The sequence below is a fragment of the Pseudomonas sp. Root569 genome, assembly GCF_001427465.1.
Classification (GTDB): domain Bacteria; phylum Pseudomonadota; class Gammaproteobacteria; order Pseudomonadales; family Pseudomonadaceae; genus Aquipseudomonas; species Aquipseudomonas synxantha.
In genome coordinates, this window is the sequence record NZ_LMGQ01000023.1 from 375,921 (window position 1) to 401,865 (window position 25,945).

24 protein-coding genes are annotated in these 25,945 nt (G+C 60.2%); 8 read left to right on the plus strand and 16 right to left on the minus strand.

The window, feature by feature from the left end; all coding sequences use genetic code 11:
- The first annotated feature begins 10 nt into the window (after positions 1 to 10).
- Genes ASD70_RS17285 through ASD70_RS17295 form a run of 3 tightly spaced genes read left to right on the plus strand, consistent with a single transcriptional unit; the run spans position 11 to position 2,050 of the window.
- Complete coding sequence (locus ASD70_RS17285; RefSeq protein WP_046070029.1) at positions 11 to 679, plus strand: amino acid ABC transporter permease; 669 nt, start codon at positions 11 to 13, stop codon at positions 677 to 679.
- Complete coding sequence (locus tag ASD70_RS17290; protein ID WP_046070030.1) at positions 676 to 1,326, plus strand: amino acid ABC transporter permease; 651 nt, start codon at positions 676 to 678, stop codon at positions 1,324 to 1,326. The genes ASD70_RS17285 and ASD70_RS17290 overlap by 4 nt, the downstream gene beginning before the upstream one ends.
- On the plus strand, positions 1,313 to 2,050 hold the full coding sequence (locus ASD70_RS17295; protein WP_046070031.1) for an amino acid ABC transporter ATP-binding protein: 738 nt from the start codon (positions 1,313 to 1,315) through the stop codon (positions 2,048 to 2,050). Before ASD70_RS17290 ends, ASD70_RS17295 begins: the two co-directional genes overlap by 14 nt.
- On the opposite strand, the gene ASD70_RS17300 is transcribed toward ASD70_RS17295, so the two are convergent.
- The 4 genes from ASD70_RS17300 to ASD70_RS17315 form a co-directional block, all read right to left on the minus strand.
- Positions 2,022 to 2,597, minus strand: a complete 576-nt coding sequence (locus ASD70_RS17300; RefSeq protein ID WP_233518727.1) for a hypothetical protein — start codon at positions 2,595 to 2,597, stop codon at positions 2,022 to 2,024. The genes ASD70_RS17295 and ASD70_RS17300 overlap by 29 nt on opposite strands.
- Positions 2,563 to 5,061, minus strand: coding sequence for a fimbria/pilus outer membrane usher protein (locus ASD70_RS17305; protein ID WP_056847040.1), 2,499 nt, complete (start codon positions 5,059 to 5,061; stop codon positions 2,563 to 2,565). The genes ASD70_RS17300 and ASD70_RS17305 overlap by 35 nt, the downstream gene beginning before the upstream one ends.
- A 10-nt stretch (positions 5,062 to 5,071) precedes the next feature.
- Entirely contained in the window at positions 5,072 to 5,794 is a 723-nt protein-coding gene (locus tag ASD70_RS17310; RefSeq protein WP_082363173.1) for a fimbria/pilus chaperone family protein, read from the minus strand.
- 83 nt (positions 5,795 to 5,877) lie between these two features.
- On the minus strand, positions 5,878 to 6,525 hold the full coding sequence (locus tag ASD70_RS17315; protein WP_056847012.1) for a DUF1120 domain-containing protein: 648 nt from the start codon (positions 6,523 to 6,525) through the stop codon (positions 5,878 to 5,880).
- 481 nt (positions 6,526 to 7,006) lie between these two features.
- On the opposite strand from ASD70_RS17315, the gene ppx reads away from it, so the two are divergent.
- A complete protein-coding gene (gene ppx / locus ASD70_RS17320) occupies positions 7,007 to 8,509 on the plus strand; it encodes an exopolyphosphatase (protein WP_046070035.1) in 1,503 nt (500 codons plus the stop codon).
- Positions 8,510 to 8,646: 137 nt separating this feature from the next.
- On the opposite strand, the gene ppk1 is transcribed toward ppx, so the two are convergent.
- Positions 8,647 to 10,869 (minus strand): polyphosphate kinase 1, encoded by a 2,223-nt coding sequence (gene ppk1, locus ASD70_RS17325; RefSeq protein ID WP_046070036.1) that lies wholly within the window; start codon positions 10,867 to 10,869, stop codon positions 8,647 to 8,649.
- Positions 10,870 to 10,887: 18 nt separating this feature from the next.
- A complete protein-coding gene (gene hemB, locus ASD70_RS17330) occupies positions 10,888 to 11,901 on the minus strand; it encodes a porphobilinogen synthase (protein WP_046070037.1) in 1,014 nt (337 codons plus the stop codon).
- A gap of 208 nt (positions 11,902 to 12,109) precedes the next feature.
- Between hemB and ASD70_RS17335 the strand changes: the two genes are divergently transcribed.
- Positions 12,110 to 12,745 carry a DedA family protein gene (locus tag ASD70_RS17335; protein ID WP_056847041.1) on the plus strand — a complete coding sequence of 212 codons (636 nt, stop codon included), beginning with the start codon at positions 12,110 to 12,112 and terminating at the stop codon, positions 12,743 to 12,745.
- Here ASD70_RS17335 and ASD70_RS17340 read toward each other — a convergent pair.
- Complete coding sequence (locus tag ASD70_RS17340) at positions 12,726 to 13,961, minus strand: sterol desaturase family protein (RefSeq protein ID WP_056847013.1); 1,236 nt, start codon at positions 13,959 to 13,961, stop codon at positions 12,726 to 12,728. The two genes, ASD70_RS17335 and ASD70_RS17340, sit on opposite strands and share 20 nt — an antisense overlap.
- A gap of 116 nt (positions 13,962 to 14,077) precedes the next feature.
- Here ASD70_RS17340 and elbB point away from each other — a divergent pair, with 116 nt between their 5' ends.
- Entirely contained in the window at positions 14,078 to 14,743 is a 666-nt protein-coding gene (gene elbB / locus ASD70_RS17345; RefSeq protein ID WP_046070039.1) for an isoprenoid biosynthesis glyoxalase ElbB, read from the plus strand.
- A gap of 106 nt (positions 14,744 to 14,849) precedes the next feature.
- On the opposite strand, the gene ASD70_RS17350 is transcribed toward elbB, so the two are convergent.
- The 5 genes from ASD70_RS17350 to ASD70_RS17370 form a co-directional block, all read right to left on the minus strand.
- The gene (locus tag ASD70_RS17350; RefSeq protein ID WP_046070040.1) at positions 14,850 to 15,305 is read right to left on the minus strand and encodes a YaiI/YqxD family protein; all 456 of its coding nucleotides are present in this window, start codon (positions 15,303 to 15,305) and stop codon (positions 14,850 to 14,852) included.
- 1 nt (position 15,306) lies between these two features.
- Complete coding sequence (locus ASD70_RS17355; protein WP_056847014.1) at positions 15,307 to 17,202, minus strand: FTR1 family protein; 1,896 nt, start codon at positions 17,200 to 17,202, stop codon at positions 15,307 to 15,309.
- Between the two features lie 202 nt (positions 17,203 to 17,404).
- Positions 17,405 to 18,037 (minus strand): LysE family transporter, encoded by a 633-nt coding sequence (locus ASD70_RS17360; protein ID WP_046070042.1) that lies wholly within the window; start codon positions 18,035 to 18,037, stop codon positions 17,405 to 17,407.
- 169 nt (positions 18,038 to 18,206) lie between these two features.
- Complete coding sequence (locus ASD70_RS17365) at positions 18,207 to 18,773, minus strand: mechanosensitive ion channel family protein (protein ID WP_046070043.1); 567 nt, start codon at positions 18,771 to 18,773, stop codon at positions 18,207 to 18,209.
- Positions 18,773 to 20,683: an ATP-binding cassette domain-containing protein gene (locus tag ASD70_RS17370; protein ID WP_046070044.1), complete on the minus strand. Its 1,911-nt coding sequence runs from the start codon at positions 20,681 to 20,683 to the stop codon at positions 18,773 to 18,775. Before ASD70_RS17370 ends, ASD70_RS17365 begins: the two co-directional genes overlap by 1 nt.
- A gap of 50 nt (positions 20,684 to 20,733) precedes the next feature.
- On the opposite strand from ASD70_RS17370, the gene ASD70_RS17375 reads away from it, so the two are divergent.
- Positions 20,734 to 21,198 (plus strand): TIGR02444 family protein, encoded by a 465-nt coding sequence (locus ASD70_RS17375; RefSeq protein WP_056847015.1) that lies wholly within the window; start codon positions 20,734 to 20,736, stop codon positions 21,196 to 21,198.
- On the opposite strand, the gene ASD70_RS17380 is transcribed toward ASD70_RS17375, so the two are convergent.
- Complete coding sequence (locus tag ASD70_RS17380) at positions 21,195 to 22,349, minus strand: AlgP family protein (protein WP_056847016.1); 1,155 nt, start codon at positions 22,347 to 22,349, stop codon at positions 21,195 to 21,197. The genes ASD70_RS17375 and ASD70_RS17380 overlap by 4 nt on opposite strands.
- A 192-nt stretch (positions 22,350 to 22,541) precedes the next feature.
- Here ASD70_RS17380 and ASD70_RS17385 point away from each other — a divergent pair, with 192 nt between their 5' ends.
- Positions 22,542 to 23,219: an FKBP-type peptidyl-prolyl cis-trans isomerase gene (locus ASD70_RS17385; RefSeq protein ID WP_046070047.1), complete on the plus strand. Its 678-nt coding sequence runs from the start codon at positions 22,542 to 22,544 to the stop codon at positions 23,217 to 23,219.
- A gap of 52 nt (positions 23,220 to 23,271) precedes the next feature.
- On the opposite strand, the gene ASD70_RS17390 is transcribed toward ASD70_RS17385, so the two are convergent.
- The 3 genes from ASD70_RS17390 to ASD70_RS17400 all read right to left on the minus strand — a co-directional run bounded on the left by ASD70_RS17390 (position 23,272) and on the right by ASD70_RS17400 (position 25,942).
- The gene (locus ASD70_RS17390; protein WP_046070048.1) at positions 23,272 to 23,730 is read right to left on the minus strand and encodes an Rsd/AlgQ family anti-sigma factor; all 459 of its coding nucleotides are present in this window, start codon (positions 23,728 to 23,730) and stop codon (positions 23,272 to 23,274) included.
- A 211-nt stretch (positions 23,731 to 23,941) separates the two neighbouring features.
- A complete protein-coding gene (locus ASD70_RS17395) occupies positions 23,942 to 24,463 on the minus strand; it encodes a disulfide bond formation protein B (RefSeq protein ID WP_046070049.1) in 522 nt (173 codons plus the stop codon).
- Between the two features lie 237 nt (positions 24,464 to 24,700).
- Positions 24,701 to 25,942, minus strand: a complete 1,242-nt coding sequence (locus ASD70_RS17400) for a heme biosynthesis protein HemY (protein ID WP_046070050.1) — start codon at positions 25,940 to 25,942, stop codon at positions 24,701 to 24,703.
- Between the last annotated feature and the right edge of the window lie 3 nt (positions 25,943 to 25,945).

A 25,945-nucleotide genomic window follows, 5' to 3' on the forward strand; every position in this document is an offset into this window, starting at 1 on the left:
GAGCTGATCGATGGCCTATCAATTCGACTTTGTGCCAGTGCTGGCCAATACCGACCTGCTGCTGCGCGGCGCACTGTTCACCCTGGAGCTGACGGCCATCGGCGCGATCCTCGGGGTTGCCCTGGGCACCGTCGGCGCCGTGGCACGGGCGTGGAAGATCCAGCCGTTTGCGTGGATCTTTGGTGTGTATGTTGAATTGATCCGCAACACACCCTTCCTGGTGCAGCTGTTCTTCATCTTTTTCGGCCTGCCGTCCCTGGGGTTGAAAATCACTGAGTGGCAAGCCGCGGTACTGGCAATGGTGATCAACCTCGGCGCCTACTCCACCGAGATCATCCGCGCCGGGATACAGGCCATCCCACGCGGGCAACTGGAAGCGGCTGCAGCGTTGGCGATGACGCGCTTCGAAGCGTTCCGCCACGTGGTGTTGCTGCCGGCGCTGGGCAAGGTGTGGCCGGCCCTGAGTAGCCAGATCATCATCGTGATGCTGGGTTCGGCGGTGTGTTCGCAGATCGCGACTGAAGAATTGAGCTTTGCCGCCAACTTTATCCAGTCGCGTAATTTCCGTGCATTTGAAACCTATGCCCTGACCACCCTCGTTTACCTGTGCATGGCGCTGATGATTCGCCAGTTGCTCAACTGGATAGGCCGGCGGTTTGTGATGAGGAACAGCCGATGAGTGAGTTCACCTTGTGGGACATCGTGCGCAACCTGTTCACCGGTCTGCAATGGACGCTGCTCTTGTCATTGGTGGCGTTCGTGGGCGGCGGCCTGATCGGCCTGCTGGTGATGACGATGCGCATCAGCCGTAAAGCGTTCCTGCGCAATAGTGCCCGCACCTATATCGAACTGTTCCAGGGCACGCCATTGTTGATGCAGTTGTTCTTGGTGTTCTTCGGTGTTGCTCTGCTCGGCGTGGATATATCGCCCTGGCTGGCAGCGGCAATCGCCTTGACCCTGTTTACCAGTGCTTACCTGGCCGAAATCTGGCGCGGCTGCGTGGACTCCATCGCCCATGGCCAATGGGAGGCCTCCGCCAGCCTGGCCCTGAACCCACTCGAGCAACTTCGCTATGTGATCCTGCCGCAAGCGCTGCGCATTGCCGTCGCGCCCACGGTGGGCTTTTCGGTGCAGGTGGTCAAAGGCACCGCCGTGACCTCGATCATCGGCTTCACCGAACTGACCAAGACCGGCGGCATGCTCGCCAATGCCACCTTCGAGCCCTTCATGGTCTACGGCCTGGTGGCCCTCGGTTATTTCCTGCTCTGCTACCCCCTGTCCCTCAGTGCGCGCTACCTGGAAAGGAAACTGCATGCCTCTGCTTAGAATTTCTGCCCTGCATAAATATTACGGCGATCACCATGTGCTCAAGGGCATTGACCTGACGGTGGATGAAGGCCAGGTGGTAGCGATCATCGGCCGCAGCGGCTCGGGCAAGTCCACCTTGCTGCGCACTCTCAATGGCCTGGAGTCGATCAATGACGGCGTGATCGAAGTGGACGGCGAATACCTGGATGCCGCCCGCGCCGACCTGCGCAGCCTGCGGCAGAAAGTCGGCATGGTGTTCCAGCAGTTCAACCTGTTCCCGCACCTGAGCGTCGGCGAAAACGTGATGCTGGCGCCGCAGGTGGTGCAGAAAGTGCCCAAGGCCAAGGCGGCCCAACTGGCAAGGCAGATGCTCGAGCGGGTCGGGCTGGGCGAGAAGTTCGATGCCTTCCCCGATCGCTTGTCCGGTGGCCAGCAGCAACGGGTGGCCATTGCCCGGGCATTGGCGATGTCACCCAAGGTGCTCTTGTGCGATGAGATTACGTCGGCCCTGGACCCGGAGCTGGTCAATGAAGTGCTCAGTGTGGTGCGCCAACTGGCCCAGGACGGCATGACCCTGATCATGGTCACCCACGAAATGCGCTTTGCCCGGGAAGTCGGTGACAAACTGGTGTTCATGCATCAGGGCAAAGTGCATGAAACCGGCGACCCGAAAATGTTGTTTGCCAACCCAGGAACCGCCGAGCTTGCCAATTTCATTGGCTCGGTGGAACAACCGAGCTGACCAGCTCAAAGCTGCCCTGCCCCTCCAAGTGGATTTCACTGCGGACCGCCAAGGCATCGGAGGGCAGTTCGGCATGGATATCCACCAGGGCCGTGAGTCGCCGACCGACCACCGACCGGCCGCCTGCGTGCGCTACCACCGCCTGGCCGGGCAGCAACTGGCCGCTGGCTGGTGCGCCAGGCACATGGGCAACCGCCCAATCGACGGAGCGGCCATCCACCTGGGCATTTTTGAGGCTCAACCGGTAACGCCCCTCGCGGCCAAACCGAAAACCCTGCCCATCGGCGGCAACGCCAACAAAACGCAGGGCCATGGCCGCTGGCTCAATGCAGAGTACATTCACGCTGATCGAGCGGACCGTCAGCGCCACTGTGGTGCTTTCAGCCTCTGCATGCCTGCGTATCGGGCCATAATCGATGCGCGGCTGACTCAGCGATAGGCGACAGTTTTCAGCCAACGCATCAGACGGCGCCAGCAACGTGCAACATAGCGCCAAGGGCAGGCTTGCAGCCTTAACCACCTTGGCAAACCGCCGATGCGGCTTCATAGAATTTGTCATTGTCTGGCTTGGTCTCGGGGTCAATGTTCAACAAGCAAGTGGAAGAGTCCGGCAATGAAACCCGCAGGGTTTGCGACTCAGTGACGTCGTTGAGGAAAATCATGCCCTCGCCCACCACGCTGGTGATGAAACGATTGCCTTTGCCGAATACCGAGGCGCCCTGAGGTAATGGCCGGCCGTGCTGATCGTTCGCGGTGACCAGCATTCGACGCACTTTCACTACGTCGAAATCCACGGAGTTGAACGAGCCTCGACCCGCGGCAAGTACCTGGGTGCCGTTTTTCAGGTCCACCCGCTTGGGCAACGATTGGGTCTGCACCTCGACTCGGCTGTTGGTGTAGGCCGGCAGGCCCGCGATCACGGCTTGCCCGCTGAAGTCGGTCCAGACCGGGCCCTGTGGTGTCTGGACTTTCGCGGAACCGATATCGCCGACCGAAACGACGCCGAACGTGTCCTGTACGGTATAAGGCGAGAAGGTCAGGCCACCTTCGTGAGCCACTGCACCGCCCTGCAACTGCCCCGTGTAGCTGGTGCCCAGGGGGTCGCGACTGACGCCCAGGCCCACCCGGGTATAACGTGGCAGCAGGTCAACCTGAGCACGCACCGATTGCTCCCGGGCCCGGATGTCGCGCTCGACGCCGACTTCGTAATTCACATACTCGTTGACCCTTTCGCTCAGCGCAGTCCCCGCGGTGAACTGGTCTCCACGGCGACTGGTGAAGCTGCTTACACGACGATCCCCGCCCAGCGGCACACTGACCTGTAACCGCAAGGACAGGTCGTTATCCAGAGAACTGTCAGGCCCACTGCCGGCAAATGAAGCGTCACGGCGGGCCCGTTTGCCACCCACTTGCGAATCCGCGATGAATGCAACATCGACGCGGCCAAACGTCTTGTTCCATGAGGCGAACACATGTTCGGTGGTTTGCCCGCCAAATTGAGCACTGCGCGTGTAGTTCAGAGAAAATATGCCCAGGATGGCGTCGTTCCAGCTCATGCCCGCCGTGTATTGGTGTTTGAAGTACGAGTCCAGCTCATCGGTTCTGAGCGAATGCCCCACTTCAGTGACTTCGCGGTAACCGCGCGTTTGGGTGGTTGCACTTAAGTTGACATCGATATTGGCGACCACCGGGCTGCTCACGGACAGGCTGCTACGTGAACCGGACACAGCCTTGTGGCTGTCTCGGGACAGGTTATGTCGTGCGTTAACCGAAACCCGCTGGAAAAACACACTGCTCAGGCTGCCACCCACCGCCCAATAATCATCGGCACTCAACAAACCAAAACCCGCAGACGAATCGCGCCCCAGCCCCCAGGTGCCGCTGCCCATGGCGATCAACGGTGACGGGCCCTCTTCACCTGCCGTTCTGCGCAGTTCGCCAAGCGAGAAATAATAGCCAGGCGCCGCCGGGGCAGCCCCCGCGAACGACGCCGCCGGCACAACAAAACTGCGCTTGGCGCCCCGCACGTCAATCACACTGACGTCAAGATCACTGGTGCCATTGAGCAGGGGCAATCCGGTCAACCGGAACGGTCCTTCGGGCACCAGGGTACTGTGGATCAACACGCCGGACTGGCGCACCTCAACCCGGGACTGGCTTTGGGCCAAACCCTCGACCACCGCATTGTTGTTGCCTGCGGGTATCCGGGACTGCCCATCGGGAAAAAACTGCAAGCCGGAGAGCTGGATGCCACCAAACAGCGGGTTATTACTGGACAGTTGGCCCGCCTGGAAAGTCGAATGCAACGCGGCGATGTCCCGCTGCGCATAAGCATGCAGATGTTCAGTGCGCGTCTTGCCGTTGTCAGACACATAGAACTGGCGGCTGCGGACGATCCAGTCTTCCAGGTTGAAACCCGCTTCGGTATAGGCCGACACGAACCGTGTGGGCCCGCTGCGCGAGTGGCTGTCATACCCCAGCACGTCATAGTTGAACAAGGCCGCCGCCCCACCCCTGGAAAAACTTCCGGCCTCCCACTGCGGCTCACGCAGGGCCTGGGTGGGCACCACGAGCACCACTTCGTCAGTACCGGGCCGCAGGCGCACCATCGTCGTCGGGAACTGCCCGAGGAAATCATGACAAGTCTGGTCCGGCGTGACGCCTTCCAGAAGAACGCCCCGGGGCTTGACCAGTCCAGCCTTCTCCAGCAGCCCAGGGGTGAAACACAGCCCCCCCTGTGCGTCGAACCGGGCATCGACCAGTCCAAGGGGGTTTCCATTGACGCGCAACCCCACCACCTTGACGCCTTCGCGGAAGCGCGCCGCACTGCGAAAGTAGTCGGAAACCTTGGGGTCTATGCCGTGGGTGGTGAGCGCTGCAAGATCGAATCCCTCGCCGATCTCCAGCGCAGCCACGAGACCAGGCAAGCTCCATAGCGCCGCAAACCCGACGAGCAATGTGGGTTTGCAAGGCCGCGAAGGGGCGGCGACACGGTTATTCAGAGGCATCATCATGGGTCGATCAACCCTCATCGGTGTTGATCGGAGCCCGGTAGCTATCGACCGAAAACCCATAGACCGTTGCTGGCTGAATCTGAACTTGCGCGGTGCCGTCCAAGGCTGCGTCAACCTTCGCCACCAGCACCTCGCCCGGCAAGATGTAGGTACGCGGCAACATGGCCGAGGTATTTCCTGGCAGCAGTTGTACGTCCGGCGCCAGGCGCACGACATAGGCGCTGTCGTTATGGACGGTCAGTTGTTGCCCCGCCCGCTTCCACTTCAGCAACTCCCAAGGCGTGTGGTGCCGCGCCAGCCCCTGCGGATGCAGGATCAGCGGCAAATTCTGACGCAGGGTAATGCCGATGGTCGCACCACCCGCGGCCCGAGCCTGGGGGATGCCCTCGAAGGAGATACGCTTGAGCCGTTGGGTCTTGAGCGGCTCCTTCAAGGTGCTGATAAAGCGCACCAGCTGCGTCTCCCCTGCCTCCACTCGAGTGATAGGCGGTGTGACAATCAGTAGCGGCTCCAGGTCCTCAGGCACGTTTTCAACAACAGAATGAAGCAGCGCCGGTGCCTCGTCAGTATTCTTGATATTGATGGTGGCTTCACCGTCTTCTTCATATAGCACCACCACCGTTGTTTCCGGCAACATACCGTCCGCCGTGGCAACAGCGCTGAAACAAACACTCCACAGCAGCGCAAAACTTATTAAAAAAACACGCACTCGGCATTCTCCGCAACTCATGAAGTTGACGATCTGTTATCAACCGCCCACAGAAAAACAGCCAATAAGAAATAGTGGTTTCTTGATCGGCTGTTTTCAGTTGTTTAGATGTAACTCAATACCAGCGTGGCGCGACCATCAATGGAAACGTCGCGGCTCAGATCCAAGTCCTGAGCCCTGTTGATTACCGCCTTCACTGCAAGTGTGCCGGTCAGTTGGCTGATAGAGGCCGGTGTGATAGTCACGCTGTTACGCCAAGAATACTGGCTTGGCGACTGGGCAACTTTGCCATCACTGTTCTGCCAGGCCCCCAGGCCTGTACGCATGATCGGATGCAGCACCGTTGCGGAAGACCGCAGGTCCCTGAGGGTCACAGAATAACCACCGGTTCGCCGGCCTCCCACCATGCCCAAGCCAAAGTTTTGCGCTTCGCTAAAGCCTGCCCCCAGGATACCTGTCACCTTGCTGCCCGCTTGCAGGTCAGTAAGGGTGAGCCCGAACCTGGCCGGTGTGGCGCCGCAATTGATGACAAGAGAAGTGGTCCTCTCCTCGCGCGGGTTGAACGACGTGCGGGACAACTCGCCGGAGCGAATCGTACCGTAGTCGATGATGCCACTGCCTGCCAGACTGAGATTGCATGCAGCGGGGGTAATGGTGCCCCTGACGACCAACTGGGCACTGGTGGTTGCCTGGGCACTCAGGGTCGCAGCCAGGCACGCAATACCTAAGGTCAATCCAATAATTTTTTTCATGTTTGTCCTGTCACTTGAAGTTCTCAGGCGCTCTTTATTTTCGGTCTTGGCGACTCCGTCGCCCAACGCCTTATCTTCCGTAATACAAAACTATAAATAAATAACACCTAGGCAGAATTGCCGAGTGACAGTCTGGCGCCTTGGCGCTTAGCAATTGAATCAGACAACACGTCATTTATTGTGGTATCGGGTTAAATCAAGCAATAACCTTTATCCATTAGCAGAGTAGTCCCAAGCAAGGTATCGGACAAAGAACTATTCCAACCCCTGTAAGCAAAGTCATGGGTATCTTGGCAACCGCATATGATTAAATACTCTTACCCCCCGAAGCACCTCTTCAACGGCCACATACAAATTTCTCCTACATTTATAATGAAACACCCTTACAGACAGCATTCATAAAATTACCGAAGCACAACGCGTTGGCGTCAGCGGTCGATCGTGGCACGATGGCGAGGTTATCGACCGAGATCCCCAAACCATGCCGCAATCCCAAGCCAAGAACCTGTCCTTGATCGCCGCCATCGACCTGGGCTCCAACAGCTTTCACATGGTCGTGGCCAAGGCCCAGAACGGCGAGATCCGCATCCTCGAGCGGCTCGGCGAGAAAGTGCAACTGGCCGCAGGGATCGACGACGAGCGCAAGCTCAATGAAGAATCCATGCAGCGCGGGCTCGATTGCCTCAAGCGCTTTGCGCAACTGATCAACGGCATGCCTACTGGCGCCGTGCGCATCGTCGGCACCAACGCCTTGCGCGAAGCTCGCAACCGCAACGAGTTCATCCATCGTGCCGAGGACATCCTCGGGCATCCGGTGGAAGTCATCTCGGGCCGTGAAGAAGCCCGCCTGATCTACCTCGGCGTGTCCCATACCCTGGCCGATACTCCCGGCAAACGCCTGGTGGCGGACATCGGCGGCGGCAGCACCGAGTTCATCATCGGCCAGCGTTTTGAACCGCTGCTGCGTGAAAGCCTGCAGATGGGCTGCGTGAGTTTTACCCAACGGTATTTCAAGGACGGCAAGATCACGCCGGCGCGCTATGCCCAGGCCTACACCGCGGCACGGCTGGAGATCATGAGTATCGAACACGCCCTGCACCGCCTGACCTGGGATGAAGCCATCGGCTCGTCCGGGACCATCCGCGCCATTGGCCTGGCCTTGAAAGCCGGCGGCCATGGCACTGGCGAGGTAAACGCCGAAGGTTTGGCGTGGCTCAAGCGCAAACTGTTCAAGCTTGGGGATGCGGAAAAAATCGACTTCGACGGCATCAAGCCCGACCGACGCGCCATTTTCCCCGCGGGCCTGGCGATTCTCGAGGCTATCTTCGACGCCCTCGAACTGCAACGCATGGACCACTGTGACGGCGCCCTGCGCGAGGGTGTGCTCTATGACCTGCTGGGCCGTCATCACCACGAAGACGTGCGCGAGCGCACCCTCAGCTCGCTGATGGAGCGTTACCACGTCGACCTGGAACAAGCTGCTCGTGTGGAGCGCAAAGCCTTGCACGCTTTCGACCAGGTCGCCGAGGATTGGGACCTTGAAGACGGTGTCTGGCGGGAGCTGCTCGGCTGGGCCGCCAAGGTGCATGAAGTGGGCCTGGACATCGCCCACTACCACTACCACAAGCATGGCGCCTACCTGATCGAGCATTCGGACCTGGCCGGTTTCTCCCGGGAGGACCAGCAGATGCTCGCGCTGCTGGTGCGCGGCCATCGTCGCAATATTCCCAAGGATAAGTTTGCCGAGTTCGGCAAAGACGGCATCAAGCTGATCCGCCTGTGCGCGCTGTTGCGATTTGCGATCCTGTTCCACCACATTCGCGGTACCCAGGAAATGCCCCAGGTGAAACTGCATGCCGTTGGCGACAGCCTTGACGTGGTGTTCCCCAAGGGCTGGCTGGATGAAAACCAGTTGACCCAGGCGGACTTCGCCCAGGAAGCGGAATGGCTGACGCGGGTGGGGTTCAGCCTGAACCTGCGCTAAAAAGCACACCGATAGATAAATGTGGGAGGGGGCTTGCTCCCGATGGCGGTGGCCCTGCCGACTAATGTGTCGACTGATTCACCGCTATCGGGAGCAAGCCCCCTCCCACATTTTTTAGACCTCGCTGGTGCTGGGGTTTAGTTCACCGCAAGAATCGGGCTACCCAGCTTCTCCAGCAACGTCGCCTGCGCGCTGCGCGGGTTCTGGTTGCCGGTCGGCGTGTTACGCACGTAGCGACCGTCCGACTGCAGGCTCCAGCTGTGGGTGTTGTCGGTGAGGTAGCTTTCCAGCTCCTTCTTGACCCGCATGATCAGCTTCTTGCCTTCCACCGGGAAACAGGTCTCCACCCGCTTGTCGAGGTTGCGCTCCATCCAGTCGGCACTGGAGAGGAACATCTGCTCTTCGCCGCCGTTGAGGAAGTAGAACACTCGTGTGTGCTCCAGGAAGCGACCGATGATCGAGCGCACGTGGATATTATGCGACACGCCGACAATACCCGGACGCAGGCAGCACATACCCCGCACCACCAGGTCGATGCGCACGCCGGACTGGCTGGCTTTGTACAGCGCACGGATGATCTTCGGATCGGTCAGCGAGTTGAATTTGGCAATGATGTGCGCCGGTTTGCCGTCGAGGGCGAACTGGGTCTCGCGGGCAATCATGTCGAGCATGCCCTTCTTGAGGGTGAACGGTGCATGCAGCAGCTTCTTCATGCGCAAGGTCTTGCCCATGCCGATCAACTGGCTGAACAACTTGCCGACGTCTTCGCACAGCGCGTCGTCGGACGTCAGCAGGCTGTAGTCGGTGTAGAGCTTGGCGTTGCCGGCATGGTAGTTGCCGGTACCCAAGTGGGCGTAGCGCACGATCTCACCGGCTTCACGACGCAGGATCAGCATCATCTTGGCGTGGGTCTTGAAGCCAACCACACCGTAGATCACCACCGCACCGGCCGCTTGCAGGCGGCTGGCCAGTTGCAGGTTGGACTCTTCGTCAAAGCGCGCACGCAGCTCGATCACTGCGGTGACTTCCTTGCCGTTGCGCGCAGCATCCACCAGCGCATCGACGATTTCCGAGTTGGCGCCACTGCGGTACAGGGTCTGGCGCACGGCCAGGACATGCGGGTCCTTGGCGGCCTGACGCAGCAGGTCGACCACCGGGGTGAAGGATTCGAATGGGTGCAGCAGCAGGATGTCCTGCTTGCTTATCACGCTGAAAATGTTTTCGCTGTTTTGCAGCAGTTTCGGGATCTGCGGGGTGAACGGCTTGTATTGCAGCTCCGGGTGGCTGTCCAGGCCGGTGATGCTGAACAGGCGAGTCAGGTTCACCGGACCGTTGACTTGGTACAGCTCGGACTCGGCCAGGTTGAACTGCTTGAGCAGGTAGTCCGACAGATGTTTCGGGCAGGTATCGGCGACTTCCAGGCGTACAGCGTCGCCGTAGCGCCGCGAGAACAGCTCGCCGCGCAGGGCACGGGCCAAGTCTTCGACATCTTCGGAGTCCAGCGCCAGGTCGGCGTTGCGGGTCAGGCGGAACTGATAGCAGCCCTTGACCTTCATGCCCTGGAACAGGTCATCGGCATGGGCATGGATCATTGACGACAGGAATACATAGTTGTCGCCAGCGCCGCCTACCTCCTCGGGTACCTTGATGATCCGTGGCAACAGGCGCGGTGCCGGGATGATTGCCAGGCCAGAGTCGCGACCAAACGCATCGATACCTTCCAGCTCAACGATAAAGTTGAGGCTCTTGTTCACCAGCAACGGGAACGGGTGCGTAGGGTCGAGGCCGATGGGGGTGATGATCGGGGAAATCTCGTCACGGAAGTAGCGCCGCACCCAGGTCTTGATCTTGGCGGTCCAGTGGCGACGACGAATGAAGCGGACCTGATGCTTTTCAAGCTCCGGGAGCAGGATGTCGTTGAGGATTGCGTATTGGCGATCCACATGGCCGTGCACCAGCTCGCTGATGCGAGCCAGGGCTTGGTGCGGTTGCAGGCCGTCGGCACCGGCTTGTTCGCGGGCGAAGGTAATCTGCTTCTTGAGCCCGGCGACACGGATCTCGAAGAACTCATCCAGGTTGCTGGAGAAGATCAGCAAGAATTTCAGTCGCTCCAGCAACGGGTAGGACTCATCCAGCGCCTGCTCCAGCACGCGGATGTTGAATTGCAGCTGTGACAGCTCGCGGTGGATGTACAGGCTGCTGTCATCCAGGTTGGTGACCACGGCCACCGGCGCCGGCGCAGGTGCTTCAACGACCACCGCAGGCGCGGCCGGCTCCAGTTCCGGCGGGGTCTCGGCGACTTGTTCAACCACCGGGTGAGCGTCTTTTACAGCCACTTCTGAGAGTCCTTCGGTATTCATCGAGTGTTCCTGTGAGGGCTATTGTTGCTCTCTAAGCAATTGGGCGGCGCGGGCGGCGAAGTAGGTCAGGATGCCATCGGCGCCGGCACGTTTAAAGGCAGTCAGGGATTCGAGGATCACCCCTTCACTCAACCAACCATTCTGGATTGCGGCCATATGCATGGCGTATTCACCGCTGACCTGGTAGACAAAGGTCGGCACCTTGAATTCCTCTTTGACCCGATAAAGGATGTCCAAATAAGGCATCCCGGGCTTGACCATCACCATGTCGGCGCCTTCGGCCAGGTCCGCCGCAACTTCGTGCAGGGCTTCGTGGCTGTTGGCAGGGTCCATCTGGTACGAGGCCTTGTTGGCCTTGCCCAGGTTCAGGGCCGAGCCCACCGCATCGCGGAACGGGCCGTAGTAGGCGCTGGCGTACTTGGCCGAGTAAGCCATGATCCGCACATTGACATGGCCGGCCAGTTCAAGCGCTTCACGAATTGCCTGGATGCGACCGTCCATCATGTCCGACGGCGCAACCACCTGGGCGCCCGCTGCGGCATGGGATAACGCCTGCCTGACCAGCGCATCGACGGTAATGTCGTTCTGAACGTAACCGTCTTCGTCAAGAATGCCATCTTGGCCGTGGGTGGTGAACGGGTCCAGGGCCACGTCGGTAATCACGCCCAACTCCGGGAAGCGCTCGCGCAGGGCGCGGGTGGCACGCTGGGCGATCCCTTGTGGGTTCCAGGCTTCTGCGGCGTCCAGGGACTTGAGCTCCGACGGCGTCACCGGAAACAGTGCCAGCGCCGGGATCCCCAGTTCGACCCAATTGGCCGCCTCGATCAGCAACTGATCAATGGTCAAACGCTCCACACCTGGCATCGATGCCACCGCTTCCCGACGATTTTCACCATCGAGCACAAATACCGGCAGGATCAGATCATTCGTCGTCAGTACATTTTCACGTACCAGGCGACGAGAAAAATCATCACGGCGATTGCGACGCAGGCGGGTAGCGGGGAACAGGCGATTGGCAGGGGTAAAGCTCACGACAGACTCCTGAGCCCGCGTTTACGGGCGAGCGTTGCAGTTATAAGCGGCCATTATGACGAAGGAATGACAGTTGTGCTTATCGATGCGACCTGTAGTCGCATTCGTCATTTATGTAGGAATTGTTCACTTCGTGACACATCTCGATACTTTCATGAATCTTCGTGAAGGCGTAGGCTGCGCGTTCATTTCGCCAGCACCCCAGACCATGCTTCAACAATTTCTGCATGACTTCGGTTACTTTGCCCTCTTCCTCGGCACGTTCTTCGAAGGCGAGACCATCCTCGTGCTCGCAGGCTTCCTGGCGTTCCGTGGCTACATGGATATCAACCTGGTGGTGGTCGTTGCCTTCTTTGGCAGCTACGCCGGCGACCAGCTCTGGTACTACATGGGGCGCAAGCATGGCCGCAAGCTGCTGGCACGCAAGCCGCGCTGGCAATTGATGGGCGACAAGGCGCTGGAACATATCCGCAAGCACCCGGATATCTGGGTACTGAGCTTCCGCTTCGTCTATGGCTTGCGCACAGTGATGCCCGTGGCAATTGGCCTGTCCGGCTATCCGCCACTGCGCTATTTGATCCTTAACGGTATCGGTGCGGCGATTTGGGCTGCTGCGCTGGGGGCTGCGGCTTATCACTTCGGCGCAGTGCTGGAAGGCATGCTCGGCAGCGTCAAGAAATATGAGCTGTGGGTGCTGGGCGCGCTGCTGGTGCTGGGCCTTGTCCTGTGGCTGCGCCGCCGCTTCAAGAATGCCCGTATCGCCCGGGAGGCGTGTGCCGAGGCCAAGGCCCGGCTGGCTGCCGAGCCAGCCCCGGTGGAAACACCTAAGACACCAGTCGAGTAAGCCGGCTTCTGCAACAGTAGAGGCCGATCACGCTCAGCAGACTGTAGCTCGCCAGCGCCAGCCAGGCCAGGTTGCTGGCGGGCCACAGACCGACCAACGGTGCCAGCCATACCAACGGCGCATTCAGCGCCAGCCGCGCCAGCTCGACCTTCAACGCCCACGGGCGATTCTCCAGCGCCACCCCCAAGGTAAACAGGCCCAGCGCCATGGTTCCCCAGCCCAGGACCAGTGCCGCCGAGGGCATCGCCTCGCCGAAATTCATTAGATAGCTGCCAAATCCCACATACGCTGCAAATTGCAAAGCGATGTACACCTGTTGCCGCGCATCCAGCGGCACCTCGAATTTGCGGAACTGGCTCAGGTCCGGCTTGGCCATCGGGTACTTGGCCTTGACGTCCGCCGGACGCCAGCCGGTGCGCATGAACCAGATGCGCAACTTGTCCCACCAGCTTTCAGTACGTCGGGCGTCATGCCATAACTGCGCATAAAACTGCAGGTTGGCCCACAGCGGGTTCCAACTGGCCAGGGGCGTGGTCACACCGAAAATGACCGGCTCGTTGTCGTCTTCCTCCTGGAACGTGCCGAACAGTCGGTCCCAAATAATGAACACCCCGCCGTAGTTGCGATCCATGTAGAGAGCGTTCTGTGCATGGTGGGCCCGATGATTGGACGGTGTGACGAAGAACCACTCGAACCAGCCAAGCTTGGGAACGTGACGGGTATGGACCCAGAACTGATAGAGCAGGTTGAGCGACGCCACGCTGATAAACACCACCAGCGGCACACCGACCACAGCCAGGGGCAGGTAGAAGATCCAGCTCAGCAGGAAACCGGTGCTGGTCTGGCGCAAGGCAGTGGTGAGGTTGTAGTCCTCGCTCTGGTGGTGCACCGAATGCGCGGCCCAGAGGATATTGCGCTCATGACCCATGCGATGCAGCCAGTAGTAGCACACGTCATAGAACACGAAGGCAAACACCCAGGTCCAGGCACTCTGGGTCGACCACTCGAACAGCGCCAGGTGCTTAAGGGCGAATGCGTAGATCAGCAGACCCACACCCTTGGTCAACAACCCGGTGGTGGTGGACAGTACGCCGGTGCTGAGGCTGTTGATGGCATCTGCCACTCGATAGTTGCGCGCGCCGCGCCAACGGTCGGCCAGCAGTTCAACCACGATCAGGGCGATGAAAAACGGTACCGCGTAAGGCACGAAGTCCATGGGTTAGTCCGGTGTATTTTTTGTTACATCAAGATTAGGTGCACCGCCATGAGATCCCATTGGCAACAGCTTACAAATTAGTAGACATTTAACGCCATGAATCAGGAGAAATGCCCATGAGCAAAAAGATTGCAGTGATCCTTTCCGGCTGTGGCGTGTACGACGGCGCAGAAATCCATGAAAGCGTGATCACCCTGCTGCGCCTGGACCAGCGCGGCGCTCAAGTCGAATGTTTTGCGCCGAATATCGCCCAGTTGCACGTGATCAATCACCTTACCGGTGAGGAAATGCCTGAAACACGCAATGTACTGGTGGAGTCGGCGCGCATCGCCCGCGGTGCAGTGAAGGACATTCGCGAAGCCAACGCCGCAGACTTTGATGCGCTGATCGTGCCTGGCGGCTTCGGCGCGGCGAAGAACCTGTCTGACTTCGCCGTGGAAGGCGCTGCCTGCAGCGTCAACCCGCAAGTACTGGAGCTGGCCGAAGCCTTCGCCGAAGCGGGCAAACCCGTGGGGTTGATCTGCATTTCGCCTGCGTTGGCCGCGAAGATCTACGGCCCGGGCGTGACCTGCACCATCGGCAACGATGCCGACACAGCGGCAGCCCTGGACAAGATGGGCGCCACCCACCACGAATGCACGGTGGAGGACATCGTCGAAGACAAGGCGCGCAAGTTGGTGAGCACACCGGCGTATATGCTCGGCAAAAACATCAGCGAGGTCGCATCAGGCATCAACAAGCTGGTGGACCGGGTGTTGGAACTGACCCACGAAAATGACTAACGCCCTCTTTCTGTAGGAGCGAGTCTGCTCGCGAAGAACGTCAACAATAACGCGGGCAAGCTGGATGAACGCAGCGCTCTCAGGTTCATCGCGAGCAAGCTCGCTCCTACAGAGGCCTCATCAAACGGGTCAGGATTCGGTCCAGCGCATTAGCAAACGCTTGCTTGTCTTTTTCCCCATGGGGCGGTGGCCCGCCGCCCATCTGGCCCTGCTCACGCAGGTCGGTGAACAGGTTACGCACCGCCAGGCGTTCACTCATGTTCGCCGGGCTGAACTCCTTGCCCCGTGGGTCAAGGGCTGTGACGCCCTTCTTCACCAGCCGGTCGGCCAAGGGCACATCGCTGCAGATCACCAGTTCACCGGGCACAGCATGCTCAACCAGATAGTCATCAGCCGCATCCGGCCCGCTGGGCACAACGATGAGCTTCACACAGGAAAAGCTCGGCTTGATCTGGCTTTGCCCAGCCACCAGCACCACCTCGAACTGGCGCTTGAGGGCAAACTTCACTACCTGGTCCTTGGCCGCCCGAGGGCAGGCGTCGGCGTCGATCCATACTCGCATGCTACGCCGCCGCCCGGCGCTTCTCGGTCAGCCGGCTACGGCCATACAGCACCACAATCGCCAGGATCGCCACGGCCTGCGCACCCAACGAATACGCATCGGCATGGATGCCCAGCCAGTCGAAGTCAAAGAACGCCACCGGCCGCGTACCGAAGATGCCCGCCTCCTGCAAGGCCTTGACACCGTGCCCGGCGAACACCACCGACAGCGCGCACAGCAGCGCCGCGTTGATACCGAAGAACAGCGCCAACGGCAGCTTCGCCGAACCGCGCAGGATCACCCAGGCCAGGCCCACCAGCAGCACCAGCGCCGTGGCCCCACCCGCCAATACCGCGTTATGCCCGGCCGGGCCGGCTTGCAGCCACAGGGTTTCGTAGAACAGGATCACCTCGAACAGCTCGCGGTACACCGAGAAGAACGCCAGTACCGCAAAACCGAAACGCCCACCGCCGCCCACCAGGCTGCTCTTGATGTAGTCCTGCCAGGCCGCCGCGTGACGCCGATCGTGCATCCATACGCCGAGCCACAACACCATCACGCTGGCAAACAACGCCGTGCAGCCTTCGAGCAGTTCGCGCTGGGCACCGCTGACGTCAATCACATACGCCGCCAAGGCCCAGGTGGCCAAGCCGGCCAACAGCGCCAGGCCCCAGCCGACGTTGACGCTACGTACCGCCGATTGCTGGCCGGTATTGCGCAGGAAGGCCAGGATCGCCGCCAGCACCAGGATCGCTTCCAGACCTTCGCGCAGCAGGATCAACAAGCCGGAAATGTAGCTCAACGACCAGCTCAAGCCATCGCCGCCCAGCAAGCCGGCGGACTCGGTAAGCTTGCCCTTGGCCGCGTCCAGGCGTTGCTGCACCTGCTCGGTAGGCAAACCGTCCTGCAATGATTGCCGATAGGCCATCAGGGCCTTCTCGGTGTCTTTGCGCACATTGGCATCGACGTTATCCAGGGAGCTTTCCACCAGTTCGAAACCTTCGAGGTAAGCGGCGACCGACAGGTCGTAGGCCTGCTCGTGGTCACCGTTGCGGAAGGCTGCAAGGCTCTTGTCCAAGGTGGTGGCGGTGTAGTCGAGCAACTGCGCGGGGCCACGCTGGACTTGCGGCGGCTGCGCACGCTGGGCGCGGAAAGCCGCGGCGGCGGCCGGACCATTGGCGGCGAGCACTTCATTGGGGGTCTGGCGCGCCAGGTCGGCCAAGTTGAACGCCTGCGCGCTTTTGGCGGCAGCCGGGTCGGCGGTGAAACCGGAGATGTAGGTAGCCAGGTCCCAGCGCTGACGGTCGTCCAGTTGATCAGCGAACGATGGCATATCGGTGCCTTCGACACCCAGGCCGAGGGTGTTGTAGATCGCGTACAGGCTCAAGCGATCCAGGCGTGCAGCATCGCGCAGGTTCGCGGGTGGCGGCGTAAGGCCCACGCCCGCCGGGCCATCACCGGCACCGGCCCTACCGTGGCAGACCGAACAGTGCTGAGCGTACAGCGGCGCGCCGCGTGTAGGGTCGGGCGTGATGGCCGGGGCCTGGCTGACTTCATAGGCCACCGCCAGCTTGGCACCCAACTGACGGGCCTGACGAGCCACACCCGCACCGTCCTGGCGGGCATTGACCGCCGCCAGCAGTTCATCGACGCCGGTTACCAGCTCGGCGCGCTCAGGCTTATCCGGCAGATCGGCCACCAGACCCTGCAACACCCCAAGAAACTCCACCTGCTCGCGGTATTCCGAGTCGTCCACCACCTTGCCCGCCTCTACCGTCGGAGGGTAGTCGGCGCCAATGTAGTCCAGCAAATGCAGGGCTTGTGGCGCGCCTTCGGCGGTTGCGGCCAAGAGATTGAAGCTGCACGACATCAGCGCCGGCAACAGCAGCCACGCAAGAAAGCGGAAAGGGGCAGTCATGAATGAATCTCAAGTGGAAATACGAAGTAACACTATTGTTGAGCTTTAATGGATTCGACTCAAGGTGTTATTTCATATCGCCACAAAACCAATGTGGGAGGGGGCTTGCTCCCAATGACGGAGTTTCAGTCAACAGACTCATCGACTGATTCACCGCTATCGGGGCAAGCCCCCTCCCACCTTTTTGTGCCGGCTTGTTCAGTTACGTTGTGGCGCGGTGCAAGCTTGCGAGGAAACCGGCGGCACCGACAAACAAACCGGCAAAGGTGCGGTTTACGCGTTTCTGCTGCTTGGGCGTGCGCAGCAGCCGCAGAACTTTAGAGGCCAACCCCGTATAGCCCGCCATCACGATCATATCGACACTGATCATGGTCGCACCGAGGATCAGGTATTGAATCAGCAACGGAGCCTGCGGGTTCACGAACTGCGGCAGCACCGCCAGCATGAACACCAGGGCCTTGGGGTTGCTGGCGTTGACCAGGAACCCCCGGAACATCATCGCCATCGGCTTGCCGATCGGGCGTACGGCGGCGTCATCGGTCATGTCCATGGGCAAGGCGCGCCATTGCTTAATGGCCAGGTACACCAAGTAGGCCACCCCAAACCATTTGATTGCATAGAACGCGGTAGACGACGCCGCCAGAATGGCGCCCAAGCCGCCCGCCACCACGGCAATCTGCATCGCCAGGCCAAGCTGCAGGCCGATGGCGTTCCAGTAGCCACGCACAAAACCGTATTGCAGACCGCTGGACATCGAGGCGATGGCTCCGGCGCCAGGGGAAAGAGAAATGATCCAACTGGCCAGGAAGAAAGCCAGCCACGTGTCGAGAGCCATTGCGCACCTCAGAAGGGAGTTAGCGGTTGTGCCTTAAGCTAACTCCACCGACCAAAGCCTGGCTATAAATTTCTGTAGGAGCGAGCTTGCTCGCGAAAAACTCACAAGCGATACGGGCCGGCTGGATGCACTGCGTTACCGTTGACGATTTTTGCGAGCAAGCTCGCTCCTACAAGATATTCGTACCTGTTCCCGGCCAACGTCGCACCGAACGCTGGAAGAACAAACTGTTGGGCACCTGCACCATCGCGCTGCTGGTGCCGGCTTCCTCGACTTCGATCAACGTGGTGTAGAGCAGATTGATCGCCACCACCCGGCCCTTCACGCCAGGTTTGTCGACGGTGTCCACCAGTTCGACGATGTCACCGAGACGGAACGGCCCGACCGTAAAGATCAGGATCGCGCACAACAGGTTGGACAGCACCGACCACATGGCGAAGAACGCCACTGCCGCCACCGCGACAAACCCCGACAGCGCCGTCCATAAGACAGTGGCGGACACACCCAGGCGGCCCAGCACAAAGATCAGCGCACTGCCCATGATCAGCCAGCGCAGGCCGCCACGCAGGGGCATCAGTAACTGCGGCGGCAGCGGGTAGCGCTCACCCAGGCGGGTCAGGCCCTTGGCGACAAAGCGCTGGGCCAGGTAGCCGGCCAACAGGATCAGCAGGATTTGCACGCCGATCCATACGGGCTCGACCCATTGCGCCGGCAACGGCAGTTGCAACGCTTCCATCAGGACAGCGCCTCCAGCTCCGCTTGCAGGGTTTCGAGCAACTCGAGGGCCTCCATCCAGGTTTCCTCCAACTGCCCTTCGCGCACCTTGAGCTTGGCCTGTTCGGCCAGCAGGTCGCGCAGTTCATCCTTGCGCACGGCCTCGTACACGGCGCTGTCGCCCAGGCTGGCTTCGATCCTGGCCAGGCGCTCGTGCACCTTGCCCAGCTCGGCTTCCAGCTTGTCGGCTTCACGCTTGTGCGGGGCCAACTGCTGGCGCAATGCGGCGGCAGCCTGGCGCTGGGCTTTCTTGTCGGTCTTGTCTGGATTGACCGGCGTGTTACTGGCCGGCGCATTACGCAGGCGGTAGTCGGTCAGCCAGCGCGCATAGTCGTCCAGGTCGCCGTCGAACTCTTCGACCTTACCGTCAGCCACCAGCAGGAAGTTATCGGTGGTGCTCTTGAGCAAATGGCGATCGTGAGAGACCACCAATACCGCACCGCTGAATTCCTGCAGGGCCATGGTCAGCGCCAGGCGCATTTCCAGGTCCAGGTGATTGGTCGGTTCGTCAAGCAGCAGCAGGTTCGGGCGGTCCCAGGCGATCAGGGCCAGAGCCAGCCGGGCTTTTTCGCCTCCGGAGAAATTCAGCACTGGCTCATCGATGCGCGCACCACGGAAGTCAAAACCACCGAGGAAATCACGCAAGGTCTGCTCGCGTTCGGTCGGCGCCAGGCGTTGCAGGTGCAACAGCGGGCTGGCCTTGGAATCGAGCGAGTCCAGTTGGTGCTGGGCAAAGTAACCCACCACCGTGTTCTCGCCACGGGTCAGGCGACCAGACAGAGGCTCAAGCTCGCCCGAGAGGTTCTTGATCAGCGTCGACTTGCCCGCGCCGTTGGGGCCCAGCAAACCGATACGAGCGCCTGGCGTGAGCTGCAGCTTGACCTTCTCCAGGATGGTTTTGTCGCCATAACCCAGGCGCGCATCAGAGAGGTCCAACAATGGGCTGGAGATCTTCACCGATTCGCGGAATACAAAATCGAACGGCGAATCGACATGGGCCGCCGACAGCTCTTCCATGCGCTCCAGGGCCTTGATCCGGCTCTGGGCCTGGCGGGCCTTGGTGGCTTGGGCCTTGAACCGGGCGATGTAGCTTTCCATGTGCGCACGTTGCGCCTGTTGCTTCTCATAGGCCTGTTGCTGCTGGGCCAGGCGCTCGGCGCGGGCGCGCTCGAACGCGGTATAGCCGCCACGATAAAGGGTGATCTTCTTCTGTTCGACGTGGGCGATGTTATCGACCACGGCATCGAGGAAATCCCGGTCGTGGGAAATCAGTAGCAACGTACCCTGATAGTTCTTGAGGAAGTCTTCCAGCCACAGGATCGCATCAAGGTCCAAGTGGTTGGTCGGTTCGTCGAGCAGCAGCAGGTCCGAAGGGCACATCAGCGCTTGGGCCAGATTGAGGCGCATGCGCCAGCCACCGGAGAAGTCGGCGACCGGACGGTCCATCTGCTCGTTGGTAAAACCCAGGCCGGCAAGCATCTTGCGGGCACGGGCGTCGGCGGTATAGCCGTCGGCACTGTCCAGCTCAGCGTGCAGGCGGGCCTGGGCGGCACCGTCCTGGGCTTTTTCGGCTTCGGCGAGGTCGTGTTGCACCTGGCGCAGGCGCAGGTCGCCATCGAGCACGTAGTCGATCGCGATGCGGTCCAGGGTGTCGATCTCCTGGCGCATATGGGCGATGCGCCAGTCGGCCGGCAGCAGGCAGTCCCCGGAGTCCGGGGTCAGCTCACCCAGCAACAAGGCGAACAACGTGGATTTGCCGGCGCCGTTGGCACCGATCAGGCCGGCTTTGTGACCGGCGTGCAGGGTCAGCTCGGCGTCTTCAAGAAGACGTTGCGGGCCACGCTGTAATGTTAGGCTTTGAAGTCGGATCATAATGGCGGCGGAGTCTACCAGCTTCGTTGGCCGCTGGCTTGGGTGTGAATATGTGCGCTGACCTGTGGAGCTTTGCCCTCTCGACCTACGCTCGCCCGGGTGTAGAGGCTGCTTGCCTGCGCTTGCAGGAACAAGGAGCGGATGTGTGCCTGTTGCTGTGTGGTGCGTGGCTGGAACAACGAGGGGTGGCGTATACGTTCGAACGCGTGCAGGCATTGCAGCTGCTAGCTCGCCCCTGGCGGACACAGGTGGTCGAACCGTTGCGACAAGTGCGTGTGCAATGGCGAACCATGGCGCAGCAGGATACGCAACTGGCATCGCTACGGGAGCGGGTCAAGACCCTGGAGGTGGAAGCCGAGAGAGCACTGCTGATGCGCTTGGAAACGCTGGCGCAGGCATGGCCTATCAATGAGGGAGTAGGCCAGTACGGATGGCTTGAAGGCTTGGCGACCGAAGCCGCCAACCTTGACCACGACGCGCTGCAGCGGCTGCGCGTCGTGGTCGCCAACACTTAGGAAGCGTTGGTTTGGGTAGTGCTTGGCGCTATCGATGCAGGGGTGCTGCTGGTCGATGCGGTTGGAGCGGGTGAGGCGGTTGCATTGGCAGCAGGTGCTGCTGGAGTGGCTGGCTTGGCGGGTGCTGGTTTTGCAGCAGCGGGTTTGGCGGCTGGTTTCGCGGCAGCAGGTTTGGCAGTTGGCTTGGCGGCTGGTTTCGCAGCAGCAGGTTTGGCAGCTGCCTTGGCGGCTGGTTTCGCAGCAGCGGTTTTGGCAGCTGGCTTGGCGGCCGGTTTCGCAGCAGCAGTTTTGGCAGCTGGCTTGGCGGCTGGTTTCGCAGCAGCAGGTTTCGCAGCTGGCTTGGCGGCTGGTTTCGCAGCAGCGGTTTTAGCAGCTGGCTTGGCGGCTGGTTTCGCAGCAGCAGTTTTGGCAGCTGGCTTGGCGGCTGGTTTCGCAGCAGCGGTTCTGACAGCTGGCTTGGCGGCCGGTTTCGCAGCAGCGGTTCTGGCAGCTGGCTTGGCGGCCGGTTTCGCAGCAGCGGTTTTGGCAGCTGGTTTGGCGGCTGGTTTCGCAGCAGCGGTTTTGGCAGCTGGCTTGGCGGCCGGTTTCGCAGCAGCGGTTTTGGCAGCTGGCTTGGCGGCTGGTTTCGCAGCAGCGGTTTTGGCAGCTGGCTTGGCGGCTGGTTTCGCAGCAGCGGTTTTGGTAGCTGGCTTGACAGCCGGTTTCGCAGCAGCAGTTTTCGCAACCGGCTTGGCTGCAACTTTTGCAGGGGTACGAGCGCCCAGTGCTTTCCCTACGGCTTCCTTCACACGACCAATGCCCTGGGCCAGCTTCAGGCTTTCCTGAGCGTCTTTCTTGAGTTGGGAAATGTAGCTGCGGGTCTCAGCTTGACGATCCTTGAGGGCATCCAGCAGGTCCTCAAGTTCTTTAACGGCGTCCTTGGCTTTGGCTTGCGCCTTGGACTTGCCGGCTGTAGCGGCGTCTTGCAATTTGGTGCGGGACTTGTGCAGTTTTTCTTGGGCTTTACCGCGTTGTTTTTCCAGTTTGGCGAGCAGTTTTTCTGCATCGGCCAACGCCTGGGAACATGCGCTTTCGAGATGTTCGAGCAGGCTGCCCGAAAGTTGTTGGAGCAAGTGCAACGGGGTATTTACAGGCTTCTGTTTGGCCGACATGGTTTACCTCCTGGCTGACGTGGGTGCGGCTCATACTAGCCCTCTGCTCTTACCGCCGCTAGGGCATGTTGACAGTATCGTTTGCCTTGCGTTGCACCGTACGAAAATTCTTATCGATATAACGAAAAACCGCGCCACTTTTTACTCACTCACACTGGCATAATCCGTCGCACTTTCGCCGGGAGACTGCCCATGTCGCGTTACCTTTTTCTAGTGCTTGGCTTGGCGACCTGCTTAGCCGATGCGAGCGAGCAACTGCCGTCAAAAACCACCGCCTCGGATCCGCACGATCTTGCCTATAGTCTCGGCGCAAGCCTCGGCGAACGGTTACGCCAGGAAGTCCCTGACCTACAGATCCAGGCACTGGTGGACGGCCTCAGGCAAGCCTACCAAGGCAAGCCGCTTGCGCTGGACAACGCACGTATCGAACAGATACTCGCCCAGCACGAAGCACAGAGCGCCGCCGACGCCCAAATCCCTCAAAGCGAAAAAGCACTTGCCGCCGAACAACGATTCCTGACGCAGGAGAAAGCCGTCACTGGCGTGCGCGAATTGGCAGACGGGATCCTGCTCACCGAGCTGGCGCCTGGCACAGGTAATAAACCGCTGGCCAGCGATGAGGTGCAGGTGAAATACGTGGGGCGACTACCCGACGGAACTGTCTTCGACAAAAGTACGCAGCCGCAATGGTTTCGCCTGGACAGCGTAATCAGCGGTTGGAGCAGTGCGTTGCAACAGATGCCGGTGGGTGCGAAATGGCGCCTGGTAATTCCTTCATCCCAGGCCTATGGCGCAGATGGGGCGGGTGAGTTGATTCCACCCTTTACTCCGCTGGTGTTTGAGATTGAACTGCTCGGCACTCGCCACTGACCCATAAAAAACGGTGCGACATGCGCACCGTTTTTTATATCGTCGCCAAGGTTCAGACCTGGGTGGCCGGCTCTTCCTTGTGAGCGTTGTGCAGCACTTCGATCAGGCAATCCTCCAACTCGAAACGCTCATGCAGCAGCGCACCCAATTCTTTGAATTTTTCCGCTACACATTTCCCTGCATCACACAGGTCGGTGAACGCCAGCAGTTTCTCCGTGATCACATCGATGCGCGGGTAAATAGTCTCTGCCAGGTCGAGGCCACGCTGGTCGTCGAAGGCTTGCGCCTCTTTGGTCAGTTGCTCGTAGACGCCGAAATGGCCTGCCGATACATAATCCACCAGTGCTCCACAGAAATCCTGCAATCGCTCGCGATTCTCACCCAATGCTTCGGGCTTGGCACCGAGAGCATCAAAGGCCCGAACCAGTTCGTGGCGTGCCTTCAACCAGCTGTCGATCAGCTTGTGCACCCCACCCCAGCGTTCCTGAGCATTCTGACAACTTTCCAGCATGATGATCTCTCTTCCCTATAGGGGGGTGCTGCTGCTATGTACCTGCGCAACACTTCGAGGATAAAGCAGCAGCCGGACAAGGCCGCGTCTGACAAACGGTTTGGATAACGCGTGCGGGCCAGATTATGCCCGCACGACTGTGGCTTCAAGGTACGCAGGAGAGAAAGTTCATACAAGTGTTTAATCCACTCCTACAAACTGCGTTCGGTTTTCATGGCCTTGCAGGGCGCAAATGCCTACAAAATAACAACCTTGAAAATTGCATGGTGCCCAGGATCAGCATGGTTACGAAGAACAACAGGCTCCACTCGGGAAGGCTCAGTTCAAATAGCGTCCAGGTGATTTCGACGCAATCGACAGTGCCGTTGAACACTGCACGTATGGCCTGCCAGAACGACAGGCTCTCAATCATGGATTGCAGGTTGGGCCAGCAATCCCGGACCTGGCCTGGCGGCATACTCTGCAGTAGCACTTGGCGCCCCGCGGTAATGGCGCCAAGCAGCGCACATCCCATGCTCGCCAGCCCATACAGGCAAACGCCCAAGCGCCCAGGGTTATAAAGAGCAGCGACCAGGTTGATCAACGTAAACGTGGCAAGCAACAGGCGTTGTACCTGGCATAAAAAACAAGGCTGTAGCAGCGCGCCATATTCCAGATAAAAGGACGCGCCCAACGTCAGCGCACCTGCCATGAACGCCAGGAAAAACAAAGAGCGTAAAGGGGCCAAAGACATTGTTTATCCGCACTGCAAGAGATAGGACGCTACGGTAGAGTAAAGGCCCGACCCCTTTCAATACGCCCTAGAGCAGACTATTCCGCGAAAACGTAAGGACATCCCGCCAGAGCCCGGAGGAAATCCAATTACAACAAGTAGGAATTAGTAACAACACCGCTTAAGCCAAGTGTTTACGGGGGCTTGGCGGACAGGGTGTCAGATAGGTCGGAGCCAATCTGTTCACCCTTTCCTACTTCAAACTCGCACAGGGACTGGCAGCGGCGAGGACAGCAGACGATTGTCCAGCAACCCCAGGCCTTCCTGGAACAATTGGTTGCTGCGCTCGGTGTCGCCCAACTGGGCCAGCAGGCGGGCCAGTTCGGCGCAGGCTTCAGGATTGCGCTGCACTTGCAGGCTGCTTTCCAGATAGTCCCGTGCCTTGCCCCACAGACTGTTTTGCAGGCAGAGGCGGCCCAGCGTCAACAGCAAACTGGCATCGCCAGGGTGATCCTTGAGCCAGCCTTCGGCAAACTTCAATTGACGTGCAGGATCACTGCCGCGCAGCAGGCCATACAGCCGGATCAAGTGGCTGTCATAGCCACGCTTGAGCGCGCCACGTAGCACCTCCTCGGCTTTGGCATCCGCGCCAAGTCGACGCAGCTGGTCGGCATACGCCAGCACCAGCTGTGGCTGCTGGCGCTGGGCCGAAGTCAATTGCTCCCATGCCCGTTCGAGGGACTGCAAGCCCGCTTCACCTTGCTCTTCACGCTGGGCAGCCAGGCTGAGGTTCTCGCCCCAGGCGCGACGCTCCAGCTCGGCCAGCTCGCCCGCAGGCAGCACTTTGTCCTTGCGCAGTTCAGGCAACAGGCGAATCACCGACGACCAGTCGCCACGCTGCTGATGCAGGCGTTGCAACTGTCGTAGCACCTGCGCGTTATGCGGATGACGCTCGTGCATCGCCTGCAGGGTAACCAGGGCGCCGTCGGTATCGCCTCGGTCCATCTGCAATTGCGCATGGCTCAGCGCAACCGCCAGTTCGGCCTGGGGCTGGCGCTCCAGGGCGCGCTCGAGCAAGCCATCGGACTCCTCATAACGGCCCTGCTCATTGGCCGCACGGGCGGCACCGATGTAATACAACAACGGCTGGCGCTCTGCTTCCGCGGCGCGGTGCAAATGGCGTTCGGCGCTGGCCCAGCGGCCCTCGGCAAGGTCCATCTGGCCTTGCTCGATAGCAATCTGCACACGGCGGCTGCGGTTGCGCCGCGACCAGGGATTGACCACGCCACTGGATGTGGTGACCAGGCTCAACAACACGCGCACCAGGTAGATCGCCAGGCCGATGGCAAATACCGCCACCAAGGTAGCCCACAGGCTCGATTCGTAATGCAGCAAATGGGGATAGGTAATCAGCACGTAGCCGGTGTGTTTCGAAATGCCCACGCCCAGCGCCAGTGCGACCGCAATCGCCAGCACCAGGATCACATAGAAACGCTTCATCAG

Bases quoted from the DNA above. Each gene is read 5' to 3' on its own strand.
- ASD70_RS17285 (WP_046070029.1), top strand. From the start codon at position 11: ATGGCCTATCAATTCGACTTTGTGCCAGTGCTGGCCAATACCGACCTG.
- ASD70_RS17290 (WP_046070030.1), top strand. From the start codon at position 676: ATGAGTGAGTTCACCTTGTGGGACATCGTGCGCAACCTGTTCACCGGT.
- ASD70_RS17295 (WP_046070031.1), top strand. From the start codon at position 1,313: ATGCCTCTGCTTAGAATTTCTGCCCTGCATAAATATTACGGCGATCAC.
- ASD70_RS17300 (WP_233518727.1), bottom strand. From the start codon at position 2,597: ATGAAGCCGCATCGGCGGTTTGCCAAGGTGGTTAAGGCTGCAAGCCTG.
- ASD70_RS17305 (WP_056847040.1), bottom strand. From the start codon at position 5,061: ATGATGCCTCTGAATAACCGTGTCGCCGCCCCTTCGCGGCCTTGCAAA.
- ASD70_RS17310 (WP_082363173.1), bottom strand. From the start codon at position 5,794: ATGAGTTGCGGAGAATGCCGAGTGCGTGTTTTTTTAATAAGTTTTGCG.
- ASD70_RS17315 (WP_056847012.1), bottom strand. From the start codon at position 6,525: ATGAAAAAAATTATTGGATTGACCTTAGGTATTGCGTGCCTGGCTGCG.
- ppx (WP_046070035.1), top strand. From the start codon at position 7,007: ATGCCGCAATCCCAAGCCAAGAACCTGTCCTTGATCGCCGCCATCGAC.
- ppk1 (WP_046070036.1), bottom strand. From the start codon at position 10,869: ATGAATACCGAAGGACTCTCAGAAGTGGCTGTAAAAGACGCTCACCCG.
- ASD70_RS17335 (WP_056847041.1), top strand. From the start codon at position 12,110: ATGCTTCAACAATTTCTGCATGACTTCGGTTACTTTGCCCTCTTCCTC.
- ASD70_RS17340 (WP_056847013.1), bottom strand. From the start codon at position 13,961: ATGGACTTCGTGCCTTACGCGGTACCGTTTTTCATCGCCCTGATCGTG.
- elbB (WP_046070039.1), top strand. From the start codon at position 14,078: ATGAGCAAAAAGATTGCAGTGATCCTTTCCGGCTGTGGCGTGTACGAC.
- ASD70_RS17350 (WP_046070040.1), bottom strand. From the start codon at position 15,305: ATGCGAGTATGGATCGACGCCGACGCCTGCCCTCGGGCGGCCAAGGAC.
- ASD70_RS17355 (WP_056847014.1), bottom strand. From the start codon at position 17,202: ATGACTGCCCCTTTCCGCTTTCTTGCGTGGCTGCTGTTGCCGGCGCTG.
- ASD70_RS17360 (WP_046070042.1), bottom strand. From the start codon at position 18,037: ATGGCTCTCGACACGTGGCTGGCTTTCTTCCTGGCCAGTTGGATCATT.
- ASD70_RS17365 (WP_046070043.1), bottom strand. From the start codon at position 18,773: ATGGAAGCGTTGCAACTGCCGTTGCCGGCGCAATGGGTCGAGCCCGTA.
- ASD70_RS17370 (WP_046070044.1), bottom strand. From the start codon at position 20,683: ATGATCCGACTTCAAAGCCTAACATTACAGCGTGGCCCGCAACGTCTT.
- ASD70_RS17375 (WP_056847015.1), top strand. From the start codon at position 20,734: ATGTGCGCTGACCTGTGGAGCTTTGCCCTCTCGACCTACGCTCGCCCG.
- ASD70_RS17380 (WP_056847016.1), bottom strand. From the start codon at position 22,349: ATGTCGGCCAAACAGAAGCCTGTAAATACCCCGTTGCACTTGCTCCAA.
- ASD70_RS17385 (WP_046070047.1), top strand. From the start codon at position 22,542: ATGTCGCGTTACCTTTTTCTAGTGCTTGGCTTGGCGACCTGCTTAGCC.
- ASD70_RS17390 (WP_046070048.1), bottom strand. From the start codon at position 23,730: ATGCTGGAAAGTTGTCAGAATGCTCAGGAACGCTGGGGTGGGGTGCAC.
- ASD70_RS17395 (WP_046070049.1), bottom strand. From the start codon at position 24,463: ATGTCTTTGGCCCCTTTACGCTCTTTGTTTTTCCTGGCGTTCATGGCA.
- ASD70_RS17400 (WP_046070050.1), bottom strand. From the start codon at position 25,942: ATGAAGCGTTTCTATGTGATCCTGGTGCTGGCGATTGCGGTCGCACTG.